The sequence below is a fragment of the Mesorhizobium sp. M0960 genome (assembly GCF_040319055.1).
Classification (GTDB): Bacteria; Pseudomonadota; Alphaproteobacteria; order Rhizobiales; family Rhizobiaceae; genus Mesorhizobium.
In genome coordinates this window covers 482,895-502,091 of sequence record NZ_JAMYNN010000001.1, presented here as the reverse complement: position 1 = coordinate 502,091, position 19,197 = coordinate 482,895, and the positions used below count along the sequence as shown (strand labels likewise).

The 19,197-nt window shown below is 63.4% G+C and carries 21 protein-coding genes and 1 tRNA gene; 14 read left to right on the top strand and 8 right to left on the bottom strand.

Annotated elements, in window-relative coordinates:
• From cbiE to NKH63_RS02540, 8 genes are read left to right on the top strand one after another with little or no spacing between them, the layout of a single operon-like run.
• Window positions 1-1,242: a precorrin-6y C5,15-methyltransferase (decarboxylating) subunit CbiE gene (cbiE, locus tag NKH63_RS02575; protein ID WP_352483035.1), complete on the top strand. Its 1,242-nt coding sequence runs from the start codon at window positions 1-3 to the stop codon at window positions 1,240-1,242.
• Window positions 1,239-1,619 (top strand): cobalamin biosynthesis protein, encoded by a 381-nt coding sequence (locus NKH63_RS02570; RefSeq protein ID WP_023720761.1) that lies wholly within the window; start codon window positions 1,239-1,241, stop codon window positions 1,617-1,619. The genes cbiE and NKH63_RS02570 overlap by 4 nt, the downstream gene beginning before the upstream one ends.
• Entirely contained in the window at window positions 1,616-2,380 is a 765-nt protein-coding gene (cobM, locus tag NKH63_RS02565; protein WP_352483034.1) for a precorrin-4 C(11)-methyltransferase, read from the top strand. Before NKH63_RS02570 ends, cobM begins: the two co-directional genes overlap by 4 nt.
• Complete coding sequence (gene cobA / locus NKH63_RS02560; protein ID WP_023720763.1) at window positions 2,377-3,183, top strand: uroporphyrinogen-III C-methyltransferase; 807 nt, start codon at window positions 2,377-2,379, stop codon at window positions 3,181-3,183. The genes cobM and cobA overlap by 4 nt, the downstream gene beginning before the upstream one ends.
• Window positions 3,180-4,529 (top strand): cobyrinic acid a,c-diamide synthase CobB, encoded by a 1,350-nt coding sequence (locus NKH63_RS02555; RefSeq protein WP_352483033.1) that lies wholly within the window; start codon window positions 3,180-3,182, stop codon window positions 4,527-4,529. The genes cobA and NKH63_RS02555 overlap by 4 nt, the downstream gene beginning before the upstream one ends.
• A gap of 3 nt (window positions 4,530-4,532) precedes the next feature.
• Entirely contained in the window at window positions 4,533-5,306 is a 774-nt protein-coding gene (gene cobS / locus NKH63_RS02550) for an adenosylcobinamide-GDP ribazoletransferase (RefSeq protein ID WP_352483032.1), read from the top strand.
• 24 nt (window positions 5,307-5,330) lie between these two features.
• Window positions 5,331-6,341 (top strand): nicotinate-nucleotide--dimethylbenzimidazole phosphoribosyltransferase, encoded by a 1,011-nt coding sequence (gene cobT / locus NKH63_RS02545; protein WP_352483031.1) that lies wholly within the window; start codon window positions 5,331-5,333, stop codon window positions 6,339-6,341.
• Between the two features lie 26 nt (window positions 6,342-6,367).
• The gene (locus NKH63_RS02540; RefSeq protein ID WP_352483030.1) at window positions 6,368-7,108 is read left to right on the top strand and encodes a hypothetical protein; all 741 of its coding nucleotides are present in this window, start codon (window positions 6,368-6,370) and stop codon (window positions 7,106-7,108) included.
• Window positions 7,109-7,186: 78 nt separating this feature from the next.
• On the opposite strand, the gene NKH63_RS02535 is transcribed toward NKH63_RS02540, so the two are convergent.
• Together NKH63_RS02535 and NKH63_RS02530 are read right to left on the bottom strand one after the other, a co-directional pair.
• Window positions 7,187-7,262, bottom strand: a tRNA-Lys gene (locus NKH63_RS02535).
• 344 nt (window positions 7,263-7,606) lie between these two features.
• Window positions 7,607-8,527 carry a PhzF family phenazine biosynthesis protein gene (locus NKH63_RS02530; RefSeq protein ID WP_352483029.1) on the bottom strand — a complete coding sequence of 307 codons (921 nt, stop codon included), beginning with the start codon at window positions 8,525-8,527 and terminating at the stop codon, window positions 7,607-7,609.
• Window positions 8,528-8,638: 111 nt separating this feature from the next.
• Here NKH63_RS02530 and NKH63_RS02525 point away from each other — a divergent pair, with 111 nt between their 5' ends.
• The 4 genes from NKH63_RS02525 (at window position 8,639) to NKH63_RS02510 (ending at window position 12,219) form a co-directional block, all read left to right on the top strand.
• Window positions 8,639-9,931, top strand: coding sequence for an efflux RND transporter periplasmic adaptor subunit (locus NKH63_RS02525; RefSeq protein ID WP_352483027.1), 1,293 nt, complete (start codon window positions 8,639-8,641; stop codon window positions 9,929-9,931).
• A gap of 4 nt (window positions 9,932-9,935) precedes the next feature.
• Window positions 9,936-10,643, top strand: coding sequence for an ABC transporter ATP-binding protein (locus NKH63_RS02520; RefSeq protein WP_352483026.1), 708 nt, complete (start codon window positions 9,936-9,938; stop codon window positions 10,641-10,643).
• Between the two features lie 2 nt (window positions 10,644-10,645).
• A complete protein-coding gene (locus NKH63_RS02515) occupies window positions 10,646-11,863 on the top strand; it encodes an ABC transporter permease (protein WP_352483025.1) in 1,218 nt (405 codons plus the stop codon).
• Between the two features lie 113 nt (window positions 11,864-11,976).
• Complete coding sequence (locus NKH63_RS02510; RefSeq protein WP_023720771.1) at window positions 11,977-12,219, top strand: hypothetical protein; 243 nt, start codon at window positions 11,977-11,979, stop codon at window positions 12,217-12,219.
• On the opposite strand, the gene NKH63_RS02505 is transcribed toward NKH63_RS02510, so the two are convergent.
• Complete coding sequence (locus NKH63_RS02505; RefSeq protein WP_023720772.1) at window positions 12,216-12,944, bottom strand: hypothetical protein; 729 nt, start codon at window positions 12,942-12,944, stop codon at window positions 12,216-12,218. The two genes, NKH63_RS02510 and NKH63_RS02505, sit on opposite strands and share 4 nt — an antisense overlap.
• 7 nt (window positions 12,945-12,951) lie before the next feature.
• Window positions 12,952-14,064, bottom strand: coding sequence for an endonuclease/exonuclease/phosphatase family protein (locus NKH63_RS02500; protein WP_023720773.1), 1,113 nt, complete (start codon window positions 14,062-14,064; stop codon window positions 12,952-12,954).
• A 187-nt stretch (window positions 14,065-14,251) separates the two neighbouring features.
• Between NKH63_RS02500 and NKH63_RS02495 the strand changes: the two genes are divergently transcribed.
• Both NKH63_RS02495 and NKH63_RS02490 read left to right on the top strand, forming a co-directional pair.
• Window positions 14,252-14,839 (top strand): BA14K family protein, encoded by a 588-nt coding sequence (locus NKH63_RS02495; protein ID WP_352483023.1) that lies wholly within the window; start codon window positions 14,252-14,254, stop codon window positions 14,837-14,839.
• A 175-nt stretch (window positions 14,840-15,014) separates the two neighbouring features.
• Entirely contained in the window at window positions 15,015-15,299 is a 285-nt protein-coding gene (locus tag NKH63_RS02490) for a PilZ domain-containing protein (RefSeq protein WP_352483022.1), read from the top strand.
• Window positions 15,300-15,310: 11 nt separating this feature from the next.
• Here NKH63_RS02490 and NKH63_RS02485 read toward each other — a convergent pair whose 3' ends face one another.
• From NKH63_RS02485 to ilvC, 4 genes are all read right to left on the bottom strand, one after another.
• Window positions 15,311-15,934: a hypothetical protein gene (locus NKH63_RS02485; protein WP_352483020.1), complete on the bottom strand. Its 624-nt coding sequence runs from the start codon at window positions 15,932-15,934 to the stop codon at window positions 15,311-15,313.
• Window positions 15,927-16,448 carry a hypothetical protein gene (locus NKH63_RS02480; RefSeq protein ID WP_352483018.1) on the bottom strand — a complete coding sequence of 174 codons (522 nt, stop codon included), beginning with the start codon at window positions 16,446-16,448 and terminating at the stop codon, window positions 15,927-15,929. The genes NKH63_RS02485 and NKH63_RS02480 overlap by 8 nt, the downstream gene beginning before the upstream one ends.
• Window positions 16,449-16,943: 495 nt before the next feature.
• Window positions 16,944-17,921 (bottom strand): DUF3592 domain-containing protein, encoded by a 978-nt coding sequence (locus NKH63_RS02475; protein ID WP_352483017.1) that lies wholly within the window; start codon window positions 17,919-17,921, stop codon window positions 16,944-16,946.
• Window positions 17,922-18,159: 238 nt separating this feature from the next.
• Complete coding sequence (ilvC, locus tag NKH63_RS02470) at window positions 18,160-19,179, bottom strand: ketol-acid reductoisomerase (protein ID WP_352483016.1); 1,020 nt, start codon at window positions 19,177-19,179, stop codon at window positions 18,160-18,162.
• Between the last annotated feature and the right edge of the window lie 18 nt (window positions 19,180-19,197).

Sequence of the window (19,197 nt, the reverse complement as noted above, 5' to 3'; positions counted from 1 at the left end):
ATGCCTGCTGAAGGTCCGCGCGCCGCCGTGCTCACTCCAAAATGGCTCACGATCATCGGCATCGGCGAGGACGGTGTAGCGGGTCTCGGCGACGAGGCCAAGCAGTTGATCGCGGGTGCCGAATTCGTTTTCGGCGGCAAGCGCCACCTGGCCCTCGTCGCATCGCTCGCCAAAGGTGAAGCGCGCGCCTGGCCGACGCCTTTCGATGCCGAAATGCGCGACGTGCTGGCGCTCTCCGGCAGACGCGTCTGCGTGCTGGCCTCCGGCGATCCCTTCTACCACGGTGTCGGCGTCACCCTCGCCCGCAAGGTCGCGGCGGAGGATATGCGGGTGATCCCCGCGCCCTCGGCCTTCTCGCTGGCCGCCTCACGCTTGGGCTGGGCGCTACAGGACGTCGAGACCATTTCGCTGCATGGCCGCCCGCTCGACCTGATCCGGCCGTTGCTGCATCCTTGCACCCGCATTCTGGCGCTGACCTCGGATAGCGATGCACCGGAAGCGATTGCCCGTCTCATGACCGAACTCGGCTTCGGCGCCTCGCGGTTGACGGTTCTGGAGGCGCTGGGTGGGCAGAACGAAAGGCTGCGCTCGGCGAACGCCGGCGCTTTCGACCTCGAAAAGATCAACCCACTCAACGTGCTCGCAATCGAAGTTGATTCGACCCCGCAAGCACGCGTCCTGCCACTGACATCGGGCCTTGCCGATCATTTGTTCGAGCACGACGGCCAGATCACCAAGCGCGAAGTGCGCGCCGTCACCCTGTCCGCTCTCGCGCCAAGGCGCGGCGAACTGCTGTGGGACATTGGCGCCGGCTCCGGCTCCATCGGCGTCGAATGGATGCTCGCGCATCCCTCCATGCGCGCCATCGCCGTCGAAGCCGATCCGGCCCGCGCCGCGCGCATCCGACACAACGCCGCGGCCTGCGGCGTTCCCGGTCTCGCCGTCGTTGAAGGTTCGGCACCGCAAGCTCTTGCCGGACTGGAAACGCCGGCGGCGATCTTCATCGGCGGCGGCGGCAGCGATGCCGGCGTGCTGGAAAGAGCCATCGATGCCTTACCCGCCGGCGGCCGCCTCGTCGCCAACGCGGTGACGCTGGAGATGGAGGCACTGCTGCTTTCCCGTCACGCTGCGCTCGGCGGCGAGCTCACCCGCATCGCCATATCCCGTGCTTCGCCGGTCGGTTCGATGCAGGCTTGGCGGCCGGCTATGCCGGTCACCCAATGGAGCTGGGTGAAGCCATGATGGTCGCGGGCATCGGCAGCCGCAAAGGCGTCAGCGCACGCGACGTGCTTGCTGCGGTAGAAACCGCGCTGGAGGCGCACGGGCTTGCCCTGCCCGCGCTTTCGGCGCTCGCGACCGCGTCTCTCAAGCAGGATGAAGCGGCAATCTTCGCCGCCGGACGCGAACTCCGCCTTCCGGTGATCGTTGTCGAGCAGGACGAACTCAAAGCTGCATCTACAACCAGCCACTCCAACCTATCACAGGAGCACGCCGGCACGCCGTCGGTTTCCGAAGCCTCCGCGCTTGCCGCCGCCGGCAAAGGCGCAAAACTGCTCGGACCACGCACCGTGCTCGGTGCTGTCACCTGCGCCATCGCCATCAGCGGAGATGCGGTATGACCGTCCATTTCATCGGCGCCGGCCCGGGTGCCGCCGATCTGATCACCTTGCGCGGGAGCCGTCTGCTCGGCAGTTGTCCCGTCTGCCTCTATGCCGGATCGATCGTCGCGCCGGAGCTGTTGCAGCACTGCGCGCCCGGAACGATGTTGATCGACACCGCGCCGATGTCACTCGACGAGATCGAGGTCGAATATCTGGCAGCCCACGCGGCCGGCCATGATGTCACCCGCCTCCATTCAGGCGACCTTTCCGTGTGGAGCGCCGTTGCCGAGCAGATCCGCCGGCTGGAAAAGCACGGCATCCCTTACACGCTGACGCCGGGCGTGCCGTCTTTTGCCGCCGCGGCCGCCGCGCTGCGCCGCGAGCTGACCATTCCGGAAGTCGCGCAAAGCCTGGTGCTGACCCGCATCTCCGGCCGCGCCTCGAAAATGCCGCCCGGAGAAACACTGGCCGGCTTCGGCCGCACCGGCGCCACGCTCGCCATCCACCTCGCCATCCACGCTGTCGACCGCGTCGTCGCCGAGCTGACGCCCTACTACGGCGCCGACTGCCCAGTCGCGGTCGTCTTCCGCGCCTCCTGGCCGGACGAGCGGGTGTTGACCGGCACGCTGGCGACCATTGAGGCGCAGCTAGGCGCGGATCCTATGGAACGCACGGCGATCATCTTCGTCGGCCGCTCGCTGGCGGCGGAAGATTTTAGTGAAAGTTCACTTTACGACGCCCACTACCAGCGGCGTTTTCGCGGACGAGACGGATCGTGAGCGGCAGCAATAGAAACACTACTGTCGAGCAGGCGCTCACCCGGCTGAACTTCAAGCCGCGCCAGCTGGAGCCCGGACATGTCTGGCTGGCCGGCGCCGGCCCTGGCGATCCCGGCTGCCTGACGCTGGAAGTGCTGGCCGCCCTCGGACAGTGCGACGCGCTGGTTTATGACGCGCTGGTCTCGCCCGAAGTCGTCGCCGTCGCCGAGGGCGCGGAACTGTTCTATGCCGGCAAGCGCGGTGGCAAACCATCGATGAAGCAGGACGACATCACCGCTCTGCTGGTCCGGCTGGCGCGCGAGGGCCGGCGCGTCGTCAGGCTGAAGGGCGGCGACCCCTATATTTTCGGGCGTGGCGGCGAAGAGGCGCTGGCGCTGGCCGGGGAAACCATCCCGTTCCACATCCTGCCTGGCCTGACGTCCGGCCTCAGCGCGCTGGCCGCCACCGGCATTCCCGGCACCATGCGCGGCATCAACAAGGCGCTGATCCTGGCGACCGGTCACGCCGCCGGCACCGATGACGATCTCGACTGGGCGGCCATCGCCCGTACCGGCCAGCCGGTGGTCATCTATATGGGCATGGCCAATCTGCCGCTGATCGCCGCCTCGCTGCTTGAGGGCGCGCTGGCGCCTTCGACGCCCGCCGCGGTAATTGTCGCTGCGACGACACCGCAGGAACGGATCGTCGTCGCCACGCTCGCCACCATTGCGGAAGAGGCAGCGGCCGCCGGTCTGACCTCGCCGGCGCTGATCGTCGTTGGCGGCATCGTCGCGATGCGCGCGGCATTGGCGGGTGAGTCATGACCCGCGCGATCATCATCGGCGCGCCGCGCTCGGGCTCGGGCAAAACCAGCGTCACCATCGGCATTCTGCGCGCGCTCGCCCGGCGCGGCCTGAAGGTGCGCGGCGCCAAATCCGGCCCGGACTATATCGATCCCGGCTTCCACGCCGCAGCCACCGGCCTGTCCGGCGTCAATCTCGACAGTTGGGCAATGCCGCCTGCCCTGCTCAACGCGCTGGCTGGTGAAGCGAACGAGGATGCCGAATTTATCTTTCTCGAAAGCGCCATGGGCCTGTTCGACGGGATTCCGGCTGCTCCAGGACGGTCCGGCTCGGCTGCCGACCTTGCCCGGCTCTACGGCCTGCCGGTGCTGCTGGTGCTCGACGTTTCCGGCCAGTCGACCACGGCAGCGGCCGTCGCCAAGGGTTTTGCCACCTACGATCCGGATGTGCGCATGGCGGGGGTCGTGCTCAACCGGCTCGGCAGCGAGCGCCACGGCCGGCTATGCGGCGATGCCATCGAGGCACTCGGGCTGCCTGTCGTCGGCGCTATCTTGCGCGATCCCTCGCTCAACCTGCCCGAACGCCATCTCGGCCTCGTCCAGGCCGGCGAATATGAGAATCTGATGGCGCACCTCGACCGGCTGGCCGACATGGTCGAGCGCTCGCTCGACCTCGACGCCATCATGGCGCTGGCGGCGCCATTCACGCCCGCGCCGGGCAATTTCGGCGACGCGCTGCCGCCCCCCGGCCAGCGCATTGCACTTGCCGAGGACGCCGCCTTCAGCTTCCTCTATCCGCATGTCGCCATGCATTGGCGCAAGGCCGGCGCCGAGATTATTCCCTTCTCGCCACTCGCCGACGAAGCACCAGGCGACAATTGCGATGTCTGTTGGCTGCCCGGCGGCTATCCCGAGCTTCACGCCGGTCGCCTCGCCGCCGCGGCGAATTTCAGAGCCGGCATGGCGCGGTTCGCCGCTACGCGGCCGGTGCATGGTGAGTGCGGCGGCTTCATGGTGCTCGGCGAGGCGCTCGAGGACGCGTCGGGCGAGACGCATCGAATGCTTGGCCTGCTCGGTCATTCGACCAGCTTCGCCAAGCGCAAGATGAATCTCGGCTACCGCGAGGCGCGGCTGCGTTCCGGGTGCCCGCTCGGCAGCCACGGCACGCTGATCCGCGGCCATGAATTCCACTACGCGCAGATGGTTGCGACCGGCAATGACGAACCGTTGGCCGACCTTGCCGACGGACAAGGCAATCCGCTTGGTGCGTCGGGCTACCAGCGCGGCAATGTCAGCGGCACCTTCTTCCACGCCATTGCGAGGGGCGAGAGCATGATCCCGAAAAGTGGTAGCCGGTTTTCGGAATAGATCATGCTCAAACTCCAGATCCCCTCGCAACGGCAGCTGCTCGACGACATCGCGCTTTGCCTCGTCTTCTTTACCCGGCTGCCGCTGCCGAGAGCCGACTTCCGTGGCCGCAGCCTTGCCGCTGCGATCTGGGCTGCACCCGTTGCCGGTCTCGCCGTCGCTCTGGCCGGTGCCCTGGTCTACGCCGTCGGCACGAGGCTAGGCCTAGCCGAGAGCCCTGCTGCAGCGTTGACCCTTGCCGCGATCCTGCTCGCCACCGGCTGCCTGCATGAAGACGGGCTTTCGGATGTCGCCGACGGCTTTGGCGGCGGCAAGACGCGCGACAGGAAACTGGAGATCATGCGCGACAGCCGCATCGGTGCCTACGGCGCCTGCGCACTCAGCATCTCGCTGCTGATCCGCTGGAGCGTGCTCTCTGGATTCGCCGGCCCGGCCCCTGTCTTCTGGGCTCTCATTGCCGCGCATGCCGCCTCGCGCGGCCTGCTCGGCGCCTTCATGCACCTTTTGCCGCCGGCTCGCAGCGACGGCCTCTCGGCCGAAGCAGGCTTGGTTACGACTGAGACCGCTGGCATCGGTGCCGTACTCGGTGCGGTCGCGCTGCTGGCGCTTGGGTTCGGCGCTGCTATCTTCGCGCTCATCCTGCTTGCGCTTTTGTTTGCCGCCTTCCGCGCGCTGTGCATCAGCCAGATCGGCGGCCAGACCGGCGACACTGTCGGTGCCCTCCAGCAGCTCGGCGAGATCGCAATCCTGATCGTCGCTTCCGTTTCCCTTTCCTGACTCTGTTTCGGAGATTTTGTCCCCATGCCTTTCAAATCGCTCGATGAACTGCGCGCCGCCTGCCTTGACCTGCCCAACGGCAGCGACACCGCGGCCAATGCCGTCGCCCGCCGTCAGGACACGCTGACCAAGCCGCAAGGCAGCCTCGGCCGACTGGAGACGATAGCCGCCTGGCTGGCGCGCTGGCAGGGCCGCGACATGCCAAAGCTCGACCGCGTCAAGGTCTTCGTCTTCGCCGGCAACCACGGCGTCACCACGCAAGGCGTGTCGGCCTTCCCGTCGGAAGTCACCGTGCAGATGGTGGCGAATTTCGCCGGCGGCGGCGCCGCCATCAACCAGCTTGCCCGCATCGCCGGCGCCGATCTCGATGTTATCCCGCTCGACCTCGACCGTCCGACCGGCGATTTCACGCAAGACGCGGCGATGGACGACGAGGCCTTCCTCGCCGCCGTCTCGGCAGGCTACGACGCGATCAGCAGGGAACTCGACCTTGTCTGCTTCGGCGAAATGGGTATCGGCAACACCACGCCGGCGGCGGCCATCTCGACCGCTCTGTTCGGCGGCGGAGCGGAAAGATGGACCGGGCGTGGCACCGGCGTCGATGATGCCGGCCTTGTGCGCAAGATCGTCGCCATCGAGGCCGGCCTCAAGCGCCACGCCGAGGCTCTCACTGATCCCCTGCAGATCGCAGCCACGCTTGGCGGGCGCGAACTCGCCGCCATCTTCGGCGCAACGCTCGCCGCTCGCCGTCTTGGTGTGCCGGTGCTGCTCGACGGCTTCGTCTGCACCGCCGCCGCCGCACCCCTGGCGAAACTGCACCCGGCAGGCCTCGCCCACACACTCGCTGCCCACGTCTCCGCCGAATCCGGCCATCGCCGCCTGCTCGAAGCGCTCGGCCTGCCGCCGCTGCTTGATCTCGGCATGCGGCTCGGCGAAGGCTCCGGCGCCTGCCTCGCCGTCAACATTGTTCGTTCAGCGCTCGAATGCCACGCCCGCATGGCAAGCTTTGCTGAGGCTGGTGTTTCGGAGAAGTAAACGCTCGCAAAGTTTGGGCTGCGTCGATGAACGAACCCTCGCAACATTTCGGAAACCCCAAACAGGGGCTTCGCGATATTCTTGCTCGGATTATCGAAGATTTCGACAGCAAGAGCGGAGCTTTTGCTGGGTTGAAATACAATTCGCCGTGGATACTGGCCACGGAGGATTGGGCAGAGCGATCCGGCCATACGGTCGAAGAACTGTGCGAGATGATTTCTCAATGGCGAATTTCAATTTTTTCCGGCGAGCAGACAAATCCGAAAATCGTTCAGATTTTCGAAGATCTTCGCAGCGCTGCGGAGGAGTGGAGAACCGAGACGGACTATGTCGATCCGCCTACTCCCTATAACCCTGAAGAGGCAAAATTCCCTAATCGCAAGGAGCTGAAAGCCCATACCCTTAAGGCTTGGAGTTCTTTGGGGCTATCGACGCAATGGCATCAATACGATGCCCGAGACCTTAGTTTTAGCGGAATCTTCGAAGACAAATTTGGTCATGATATTAGATTCTCGATGACTTTCAAGCTAGCATACGGTGGCCCCGTAAGATTGTTCTTCCAATTTCCTTACTATTCGGAAGGCGATCCGAGACATCTAGACCTCTTTATGCTTTCAGGCTGGTTTGTCTGTCAGGACCTCCGTTTGCCCGAAGCACCCGACCTTAAATGGACCGTCGGTAAAAGCAGGACAAACTTCGATGCCGTCGACGGCGTCTTGGCCATAGTGCGGGCGATCCTCAGCTGTCTGCGGCCAACTATCCAATAGCGGTTGCATAAATGCGGCCACCCGACAGCGGCGAAACATCCCGCTTTCTAGGTCTTTCCACCAATTTTCTGAAAAATTTGGTGGGTGCGCACAGGATTGAACTGTGGACCCGCTGATTAAGAGTCAGCTGCTCTACCAACTGAGCTACGCACCCACTCGGCCGGCAAAACCGGCGTTGGCGGGCATATAGCCGCCGACATCCGCCATGTCCAGCCCTGCCGGATTCATTTCCCGACAAATCGCACCGGGGGTCTCGTCATCCCTGGGCGGAGCGAACGCGAAGCGGAGCGCAGACCCTGGGACCCGTGCCGTGACAGTCGTCGAAGAACGCAGCGACGCGGATTAGCATCCGTCCGCAAATGAGCAGAAAGACGGCGGCTAGTTGAAGTCCAGCTTGCACCGTCGGCGCGTTGCCGTCCGGTCACGGCATGGATCCCAGAGTCTTCGCGAGTCGCTTCGCTCCTGCTCCGCCCTAGGAAGACGAAGCGTAAGGTAGGATCAGACAAACAGCTTGCCTTCCGCCACCTTGACCGCATGGCCGCCGATGCGGGCGGCTGCCAGTTTGCCGCCTTCGACATTCAGTTCGAGGCGAATGCGCGACGGCCGGCCCATCTCCAGCCCTTGCTCGATCCACAGCTGCGACGCACCATCCGTCGGCCGGTCGAAATGCATGATCGCGCCGGCGAAGGCGGCGGCCGCCGAGCCGGTCGCCGGGTCTTCGTAGGAAGGGTTGCCGGGTACGACCATGCGGACATGGAAGGCGCTGTCGTGGTGCACCGTCTCGCGGCAATACACATAGGGGCTGGCGAAGGCCCATTCGCTCTTGCGCGGCGCCAGTTCCGTCCACGCCTGGTTGTCCAGCCTGATCCGGGCAGCCGCCTCTAGATTGGCGACGGGGATGGTCACGTAAGGCACTCCAGCCGACCAAAATGAAACGCGGTGGTTCTCGAAGCCGATCTCGTGCGGCCCAAGGCCAAGGGCCGCACCGATCGCCTCGGGATCGGCCGACAATTCCAGCTGCGCCGGCAGTTTCGCCAAGTCGAACTCGGCAAAGGTCGAACTATCGTGCTTGCTGACAGCGCAGCGCACCGGGCCGATATTCTCCTCGAGCACAAAGATGCCAGCGCCATTCTCGGCCCTTTCGGCCCCTGCCATTTCGGCGAGCGCTATCGCCGAGCCGACGGTTGGATGGCCGGCAAACGGCATTTCATAGTCGGGCGTGAAGATACGGATACGAGCCCGGTGTTTAGGATTATCAGGCGGCAGCACGAAGACGGTTTCGGACAGGTTGAATTCGCGCGCCATGGCCTGCATCGCCGCAAGGTCCAGCCCGTCACAGTCCAGCACGACGGCCAGCGGATTGCCGGCCAGCCGGGTAGTGGTGAATACGTCGTAAAGCAAGTAATTCCGCGGCTGCATTTCAGTAAGTCCTCTGCCTCATTCCCAACATGAGCGAAATTTAATTTGAATTTTGAACCATAAAGCCTGATTTGTGCACTGATGGGATATCACTGAACATAGGGGTCCGGCGTGGACCAGATTGTCAATCTGCCAAAGACGGAATCCGCTTCCGCCATCGAGACGGCGCTCGGGCTTGACCACCAGGGCCTGAAGACAAAACGCCGTCGCGGTTGGCTTTACGCGCTGCTTGCGCTGCTCGCCGTCGCCGCGGCGGTTGTCGGCTACCAGTGGTATTCCGGCTCGCCCGCCAAGATCGAATATACCACGACACTGGCCGCCATGGCCGATCTCACCGTCGCGGTTTCGGCTACCGGCACGCTGCAGCCCCTCACCCAGGTCGATATTTCCAGCGAACTCTCCGGCGTCGTCCGCTCGGTCTCGGTCAACGAGAACCAGCTGGTGAAGAAAGGCGATGTGCTGGCCGCTCTCGACACTGCCAAGCTGGAGGTACAGATCGAGCGCGCCCAGGCTTCCGCAAAGGCAGCAGCGGCGAGCGTCGAGGACGCCACCGTAACCCTCGCCGAAAACGAAATGGGTCTGGTGCGCGCGGTACAACTGACCAAGCGCGGCATGGCGACGGACCAGTCGCTTGAAGCGGCGACCGCCACGCGCGACCGCTCGAAGGCGGCGCTCGACATCGCCAGAGCCAACCTCGCCATGGCCAATGCCGATCTCAAGGCGCAGCAGACGGATCTTGCCAAGAGCACCATCTACGCTCCGATCGACGGCATCATATTGACGCGCTCGGTCGATCCCGGCCAGACGGTCGCCTCCTCGCTGCAGGCGCCGGTGCTGTTCGTCATCGCCGCGGATTTGAAGAACATGGAACTGAAAGCCGCAGTCGACGAGGCCGATATCGGCGCCGTCAGGCCCGGCCAGCATGCGCGCTTCACCGTCGATGCCTTCCCTGAACGGCCGTTCGACGCCGAAATCCGCGACATTTCCTATGCTTCGGTCACCACCGACGGGGTCGTCACCTACGATGCAAGGCTGGATGTCGATAACAGCGAGCTTCTGTTGCGGCCCGGCATGACCGCCACCGTCTCGGTCGTCACCAAGCAGGCCAAGAACGTGCTCACCGTGCCATCCATCGCCTTCCGCTACCGGCCGGCGCAGACGGCGGAGCGCGGCTGGAGCCTCACCGACCTGTTTACCGGCCGCATGGGACGCCCCGGCGGCAACCGCCAGCGCCAGGTGGCGACGAAGCCCACCGACGGCTCGCGCACGCTCTACGTGCTGGAGAACGGCCTGCCGCATCCGGTCAACGTCAGGGTCGGCTCGACCGACGGCGAACTGACCGAGATCGTCTCCGGCCTTGAGGAAGGCGCACAAGTCATTACCGCCTCGCAGCAGCGGAGCTGAGACTGTGGCGTCGGGCGCGGCCCTCATCGGCTTCGACAAGGTCTGGAAAAGCTATGGCCAGGGCGAGGCCCGGGTGAACGCGCTGGCCGGCGTCGACCTCGCCATCAGAAGCGGCGAATTCGTCGCCATCATGGGGCCGTCTGGCTCAGGCAAATCGACGGCGATGAACATCATAGGCTGCCTCGACACGCCGACGGCCGGGACTTACAGCTTCGAAGGCATCGACGCCGGCCGTCTCGACCGCAACCGCCGCGCCGTGCTGCGCAACCTCTATGTCGGCTTCGTCTTCCAAGGCTACAACCTCTTGCCGCGCACCACGGCCGCCGAGAATGTCGAACTGCCGCTGATCTATCGCGGCGTTGGTGCCCGCGAGCGCCGCGATCTTGCAATGCAGGCACTTGCCGAGGTCGGCCTTGTCGACCGCGAGCATCATACGCCGACCGAACTCTCCGGCGGCCAGCAGCAGCGCGTGGCGATCGCCCGCGCCATCGTCACCAGGCCGACGCTGCTCGTCGCCGACGAGCCGACGGGCAATCTCGACACCGCCCGCACACACGAGATCATGGAGCTCCTGACGCAGCTGAACACCGAGCTCGGCCTGACCATCGCCATGGTCACGCACGAAGCCGATGTTGCCGGCTACGCCCAGCGCACGATCCGCTTCCTCGACGGCCACGTCGCCTCGGATACAGCCAATCTCGAGATGGCCTAGCCATGATCTGGGAAACCGTTCGCCTCTCGCTCCGCTCCATCCGCCGCAACGTGCTGCGCTCGTTCCTGACGTTGCTCGGCATCGTCATCGGCGTCGCCGCCGTTATCGCCATGCTGACCATCGGCTCGGGCACCACCGAGAAGGTCAAGTCCGACATTTCCAAGCTCGGCAGCAACCTGCTCGTCATTCGTTCCGGCCGGCCGGCCGGACCCGGCGGCCCGGGAGGGCTCGACCAGGTGGTCCGGCCTCTTGCCTACAAGGACCTTGCATCGCTTGTCGCGCATCTGGACGGCGCGCGTGCCATCTCGCCGGCGTCGCAAAAGCAGGTGCGCGTCATTTTCGGCACCGAAAGCCTGACCTCGGGCGTCACCGGCACCGACAGCGCCTATCTCGATGCCCGCGACTGGAAGCTGGTCTCGGGCCGCCCCTTCAGCGATTCGGAAACCCGCTCCGGCACCGGCGTCTGCCTCGTCGGCGAGACGGTGCGCCAGCAGTTCTTCGGCGCCGGCGATCCCGAAGGCGAGATCATCCGCGTCAACCGCACCTCCTGCAAGATCATCGGCCTGCTCGAACCGAAGGGCTATACCGGCTTCGGCCAGGACCAGGACAATGTCGTGCTGATGCCGCTTGCCGCCTATCAGCGTCGCATTGCCGGTAATCGCGACATCGACTCGATCTATGTCGCCGCCGACGACCGTACGCTGACCACGGTGCTGCAGCAGCGCGTCGAGGACATCTTGCGCGACACACGCCGCATCACGCCCGACCGTGACGATGATTTCTCGATCCGCGACATGACCCAGATCGCCGATGCCATGGCCAGCGCGACCACCACCATGACTGGCATGCTCGGCGCCGTCGCCGGCGTCAGCCTGCTCGTCGGCGGCATCGGCATCATGAACATCATGCTGGTGTCGGTAACCGAGCGCACGCGCGAGATCGGCATCAGGCTCGCCATCGGCGCCCACGAAAAGCATATCCTCATCCAGTTCCTGGTCGAGGCAACCGTGCTGTCGCTGCTTGGCGGCATCATCGGCATCCTGATCGGCCTGGCGCTTGCCGGCCTTGCCTCGCTGACGCTGACGATCCCGTTTGCGCCAAGCCCGGCGGTCATCCTGCTTGCGGTCGGCTTCTCCGCGCTGATCGGAATGGTGTTCGGCTTCTTCCCGGCGCTGCGCGGCGCGCGGCTTAACCCGATCGACGCGCTGAGACATGAGTAGGCGTTGCAGCAAGTGTCGCCTCCAGACGCTGCCGATTTTTTATGCAACCTGCCCTTGTCGCAGCACATTCTGCAATGATAACAATGCTGTTGGGGACTAAGGGGGAACAATGGATGAGCAAGAAAGCGCGACTGGCTCTGGCGATTGTGATCGTCGAAGCCGCCTTGGCAGGGCTTTGGTGGAATTTGATCCTTTATGGGATGGAGAATCCCGATCGCGTCACCGCTGACTTCCAGCAGGTAATTGGGCAGACGATGGGAACGGCGATGGGGGCGCTCCTGGGTCTCGGCGTGCTGTTGTATTTTGTCGCCGCCCGCAACGACCGCAAGGCTATTGAAGGCAGGCTACGACGTTAGAGTCGGAAGCCTTGCTCGCTCGCAAAGTGCCATTCGATCAGCGGTCTCATATGCGGCATCAGCCCGTCCGGCAGATCGGCGGCATTGCGGATGATGACGGGGCCTTCGATTTCAGGCTCTGACTCGGCGGCGACGAAAGCGCTGATCCGCTGTGCCAGGTCGTCGGCGGAGGCCGTCTCGCGGTAGCGGCGAAAGATCACCGTGCCGCTTGCCGTCGACAGGGCGTAATGGTGCCTGCCGCGTGCCGCGCCTGATAGGTCGAGGCCGGTCTCTTCCCGCACCTCGCGGATCATGTTGAAGTCGACGTCGACAAGGCCGTCGTGGAAATCGGTTGGTTCGAACGAACCGGCGGCGAAGTAGACGCGCCCGGCATTGACCGTATGCGGCGCCATGCGGATCGCCACCAACGCGTTGTCGCCGGCGACCAGCATGGCGTGCGCGTAGGCATGTTCGGCGCCAGGCACCTGCCTATTGCTGCGCCAAAGCATGAAGGTCGAATAACGCACCGCATGGCAGCGGCCGACGAGGCGATTGTCGCGATAGCTGAGAGCGGAAAGCAGCACCACGGTGCCGTCAAAAAGCGCCGGCTTGGCTGCGGTCTCACGCCGCCAGTTTGCGGCGATCGCCTCGGCATTATCGCGCTCGAACGGATGTGGGCCGGGATCGAGCCTGACGTCGATGGCATCGACCGGCAGGATGACGTTGCGCGGCAGGTCGAAACTCACGCGTGTCTCACGCCATGTCGAGGGCAATTGCTACCGGGCAATGGTCGGATGCCTTAGGCCGGTCCCACCCGGCGCGTGGAAAGCGCTCGACCTCCTGGCCCGCCGGAAATATGGTCCGCCAGGGCTGGCCGTTGCGGATGATATCGGGAACGGCGGTGGCGTTCTGCCTGGCTAGCGCCCTCGACAAAAGGATGTAGTCGAGCTGGCAGAGATGCCGCTCTTCCGGTCCGCGCGTGTGATAGAAAGTCCAGCGATCCATTTCCGGCCGCCGCTCGACCGCGTTTTCGCAAAAACCGCCGGCAGTGAGCACGTCGATGCAGGACCGGGTCTCGTCGATGACCTCGAAGCGATAGCCGTCGACGGCATCGCCGGTAATCTTCACGCGCTGCCGGTAGTCGTTCATGTCGCCGCAGATTGCCCAGCGTTTGTCGGCGGCATGGTCCTTGCCGAAGCGCTCCTCAATGATCCGCCGCACCGCTTGCGCCTCGGCGATGCGCAGCGGCATTGTTGCTTCACGGCCGTCGAGGCCGTTGCGGGGAGAGCCCATCGACTTGAAATGCACGAGATAGAGTGTCAACGGCGCGCCAGCCACCGTCAGATCGATTTCCAGGCAGTCGCGCCGGAAGATGCGTTCATTGGCCTGATGTCCAAGCGCTGCCAATTCCGCCGTGTGCAGCCCGAATTGCTCGAACGTGACATAGGCGTAGCTGGTCATACGCACGAATTCGATCGGCTGGCCCTGCGCGGTCTCGTTGCGCATCATCACGGCGACGTCAATGCCGCGCGAATCATTGCCGGCGGTGGTGTATTTCTGCCGGTAGCCTTGCCCCACCATCTTGAACAGATAGCCATATTCGAAGGCCCTCAGCGCCTCGATATTGTCGACCTCCTGCATGCAGATGATGTCGGCGCGGGTGGCCGCGATCGCCAGTGCCGTCAACTGCCGCGTGTCGTCAGACTGCGCGATCGCCCGCGCCTGCTCGAGCATCTTGTATTCGGCCTCGCTCTGGATGTCGAAAAGCGCCAGCGTGCGATCTTCGTTGAGCTGATTGCGGTATCCGGAATAATCAAACCTGTTCATCAGGTTTTCGACGTTGAATGTGGCAAGGCGCAGCGACATGGCTTTGACCTTTGCCCGCAAGCGCGCTCGAAAACAAGGGCGTAGAACCCAGGCGGCCCCGATTGATCGCGCGCTCGTCATGGTTGATGGAACCTTTTTTGTTCATCCTCCGTTCAGATGGAAAGTTCCATGAATGGGCTCTTCCCTGGGTATTCTGGGCGTGGGGCCTGAATCTTAGGAGAGTGCGATGAAACCGCTCTTTTTATCTTCCGTCAGATCCGGGCTGATGGCCCTCGGTCTGATAGCCGGCCTCTCGGCCCCCTCGCTTGCCGGGCCGATGCCCAAACCCCTGCTGCCGGTGGCGGGCAATGCCGCCGACATCGTGCAAATTCGTGAAGATTGGGCAGGCGGCAACGACAGGCAGATCTGGCGTTGGCGCCATCGCGGCTTTCGGCAATGGCACGGCGACAATGATTGGAGATGGCGGTCCAACAATTTCCGCGGCCGTCATTTTTCGAGACACTGGGACAATGGCGGCTGGGACGACAGCTGGCGTAGGCGCCATCATCGCCGCCATTACCGTGGCGGCTACTATGATGATGGTGGTGCGGGCGCCGCGATTCTTGGCTTGGGCCTGGGGCTCGGCCTTGGCAGCCTGTACAACAACTACAACTACTACGACGCGCCGCCACCGCGGCGCTATTACCGGACACAGCGGCTGTCCAGCGCGCATGTCCAATGGTGTTACAATCGCTACCGGTCGTACCGCGCCTGGGACAACACGTTCCAGCCCTACAACGGCCCGCGCCAGCAATGCTATTCGCCCTATAGCTGAGCAGGCCGACAACAAGCATCATTCGGCGCCGTGCTTCGCGGCGCCTTTTTCTTTCAGCCAGGAATCGCGAAAATCGTCCAGCCTCCACCAGCGATAACGCTATTTTTATCAGCCAGGTCTAATAATCCTCCCGATCAGAACGCCCGAGACGCGAAAGATCGCTGGATTGCGTACGATGGCCGAGGACGAACAGAGGGACAAACGCCGGCAGCGCGTCTTGAAGGGCGCGGCGATCCTGACCGGCATGACCAACTCCGAGGTCACATGCACGCTGCGCAACATGCATGCCGGCGGTGCCGAATTGAAGGTCTCGATCGACGCGCGCGTGCCCGATGAGTTCCTGCTCTACGTTCCAACCGACGGCATTGCCTACAAGGCGGAGGTCCGCTGGCGCCGCGAGGACCGAATTGGGGTGATGTTCACCGGCACCGAACCAAAGCCCAGCTGGCACTACGGTTGAGGTTCCCCGCCCTATCCGGGTGGCAGGACTTGCAGTGTCTGCTGGTCAAACAGCGGCTCCTCCTGGCCAACGCGAATGAACAGAAGCTTTCGCAGCTCGGGTGATTGTACCTCGAAATACTGAATGCCGTCCGGGGCTTCGCCCCATTCGCCGCATGGCGGTTCGCCGACCTCGTCAGGGTCTGCAACGGCTTTCAATTCACTGAGATAAACGGCATCGGGACTGAAGACATACCGCAGGGTGCCCGTGGGCGTGACCCCTTCGGTGTAAGGCATGAGCACGCAACGTGTGCTGACAGCCTTCTCGGTCTTCTGCGAGTATATTCGCTGCAACGCGGCGCCAGCGGCCTCGCCCGGCAGCATATCGAAGACTTCGACGACGGGATCGGCCGGCCCGCCATCGCTGTATTTGATGGCAAGAGCATTGCCGCCAAGCTCGAAATGGATCTGGCGGAATCCGAAATCGCAGCGCTGTACCCAGGCAGCCAGCCCGACATCTCTGTCCGCCAGCCGTTCCCAGGTGCATTTGTCGACAGGCGGACGCGACGGCTTGCTTTGGTCGGCACGCGCCCCGATGGCCATGGCCAGAAGGACCGGCAGGGCGCAGATGCAGGCCGGCAGTCTCTTGCTATTCATCGCTGCAACCCGGCAAGGTAAAGGCATCCCAGGCTGAACCATCGGGGTTGGCTTTGGCGAAATCGGGCCATTCGGTAAAAATCGCGCCAAAGTCAGGCGGCAGCAACCCTGTTGGTGCCGGCGAGGCTTCGAGGGAGCTCAACTGCTCGGCACCGCCTGCGTTGAACGCATAGACCTGCCCATCCCACACTCTGCACAGCCCGGTGCCGTCCTCGAGACCCGCCTCACGATCGTCGTCGTTGCAGGTGTGCCGAATCGTCCCCACAGGAAACGAGTACTTGCCATTGGTCCAGGTGATGTCCGATGGCAGGCGAATGGGGGTATTGGGCACGATCAGCGAAAAGACCTCTGTCGTCAGCGCGGCCGGTTCGCGGTCGATGGGCCGGAACTGTATCGTCGCTCCCGAACGCGGCTCGCGATAGGTCGCGTGGCTGAGCGAACATTCTGTCGCGTTCGCTGCTTGCAACAGGCTCAGCATGCTCAGAAAAATAGCTGCTGCTTTGCGGATGATCATTTGAGTCCCTGGAGCAGCAGCATTGTGAAGTTTAAGCATCGATGCTTTAGCATGGCCCGAGGCCCGGTCGAAAGAAAGAAATCGATGATGCGAAATCTCTTGATGCTCATTTCGATCTTAACATTTTCGTGCGGCAGCGCCTTTGCCACGGAACCCTATGTGGGCACATGGTCCCGGGACAGATCGAACTGTACCGCCGTCGCGGATGTTCAACGCCAGACTGTTTACACATTGTACCCTGAGGCACTGTCGGTTCCTGCTTTCGGCTGCGAACACGCAACGTTTCGCAAGATATCCACGGGCTGGGTGGCGCGGGCCAGCCAATGCTACGGTTCTGATCCCACGATCGAAGAGCCGTTCTCGCGTCTCGTCCATATCGTTGGCAATGGCACGACGGTGAGATTGACCTGGCCTGGCTTCGACAGCGGAGTTCTTGTCAGATGCTGACGACAGGTGCCTTCTTCCGCTGGATATGCAGCATCTAGAACAGCAGCTTCAGATTACGCCTACCAGAAGCGCGGCTCCACCAAGGAAGCCAGCGGCGCAGATCCACAGTAGCCAAAGCCCACGCACCCTGCATTCGAGAACGGCTGCAGCCGGATTGGCGGGATCGTAGTAGACCTCGACCTTGTCGCCCTCGAGGTAGCGCTGCGATTGACCGCTGACGAGGCTCGGCAGCGACGCCGTCACGTTTGCGCCGAAAGCGATGCGATCGGCGGCGTAGCGCTGGCCGGCAACGCTATAGCTGTAGACGATGCGGGATTTGAAAACTGTGTGCCAAGGCCGATAGCCGCCTCCGGACCTGTCGCGGGTCTCGACTTTCTGCAGGCCCGAGGCGTCGATGCGTCCTGCCGTGATGGGCCACTTGGCCGCCTGTTCCGCAAGTGACTTCTGGGCAAAGCCCATGCGCAGGACAAACAATCCCATGAAAAGCAGCAGGGCCGCGGCGCCGAGGTTCTGCGGCTTGGGCAAAAACGGCCGGATCGCTTCCAGGACGCCGCCAACGGAGAAGACCAATACCAGCGCGCCGACCACCAACCCGGCCGAAAGCTGGACCATGAATTTGAAGGAACCGTCGGGCATGGTGCGTTCGATCACGGCCTTGGCTGGATCGGCCGGATTGTAGAAGACGGTTACGCCGGCCCCGTTTGGAAATTTCGCAAGGGTTTCCGCCACCGCAAAGTTTCCAAGGTTCTCCTGCACGCTGTAGTGCGAACTGCGAAACTTCTTGCCGTTCACCTTGTATTCGAAGGTGATCGCCGGGAAGTTGCGCATCTCGGTCGACCCTCTGCTGTCCGAACCGGATCCCGAACTGGTCACCTCGCGAGCCTCGACCCGCGACGAGATGATCTTTCCCTGCGTCGGAGACCAGCGGCTGACCGCCCTCACCTCCCACCACTTCAGCAAGGTGACGAGGGACAGCATGCCGGCAACCGCGCCGGCAAACCCGACCAACAGAAATTTGAGTTCCAACGCTCACCCCCTTGGCCATTTTGTGCCATGCCCTGCACACGCATACCACGACAGCGGGAATAGCGCGCCTGCTGAGAAATCAACGCAAAAAGGCCGGCGGATCGCTCCGCCGGCTTTCTTGATCGACAATGAAATTGCGATCAGTTCTTGGCCTTGTCGACCAGCTTGTTCTTGGAAATTCCCACGCGCCCGCAGGGCGAAGCCCGAGGACGCGTAACGAAACGAACGTGGATTTCCTTCAGTTCTTGGCCTTGTCGACCAGCTTGTTCTTGGAAATCCACGGCATCATCGCGCGCAGCTTGGCGCCGACTTCCTCGATCTGGTGGCTGTCGTTGTTGCGGCGGATGCCCTTGAAGCGCGACATGCCGGCGCGGTATTCCTGCATCCATTCCGAGGTGAACTTGCCAGTCTGGATGTCCTTGAGCACGCGCTTCATCTCGGCCTTGGTCTCGGCGGTGATGATGCGCGGACCCGAGACGTATTCGCCCCATTCGGCGGTGTTCGAGATCGAATAGTTCATGTTGGCGATGCCGCCTTCATAGATCAGGTCGACGATTAGCTTGACCTCGTGCAGGCACTCGAAATAGGCCATTTCCGGCGCATAGCCCGCTTCCACCAGTGTCTCGAAACCGGCGCGGATCAACTCGACCAGACCGCCGCACAACACCACCTGCTCGCCGAACAGGTCGGTCTCGCACTCCTCGCGGAAATTGGTCTCGATGATGCCCGAACGGCCACCGCCGACGCCGCAGGCGTAGGAGAGCGCCAAATCGAGCGCATTGCCCGAAGCGTCCTGGTTGACCGCGACCAGGCACGGCACGCCGCCGCCCTTCTGGTATTCGCCGCGCACCGTGTGGCCCGGGCCCTTTGGCGCGATCATGACGACGTCGACCGAGGCTTTTGGCTCGATCAGGCCAAAATGCACGTTGAGGCCGTGGGCGAAGGCGATCGCCGCGCCGTCGCGGATGTTCGGCGCGATCTCTGATCTGTAGATGTCGGCCTGCAGCTCGTCGGGCGTCGCCATCATCATCAGGTCGGCCCATTTGGCGGCATCGGCCACACTCATCACCTTGAGCCCGTCGGCCTCGACCTTCTTCGCGGTCGCCGAGCCGGCCTTGAGGCCAATGGCGATATCCTTGACGCCGGAATCCTTGAGGTTGAGCGCATGCGCCCTGCCCTGGCTGCCATAGCCGATGATGGCAACCTTCTTGCCTTTGATCAGGTTGAGATCGGCGTCGCGATCGTAATAGACACGCATTTTTCTTCCTTCCCGTTT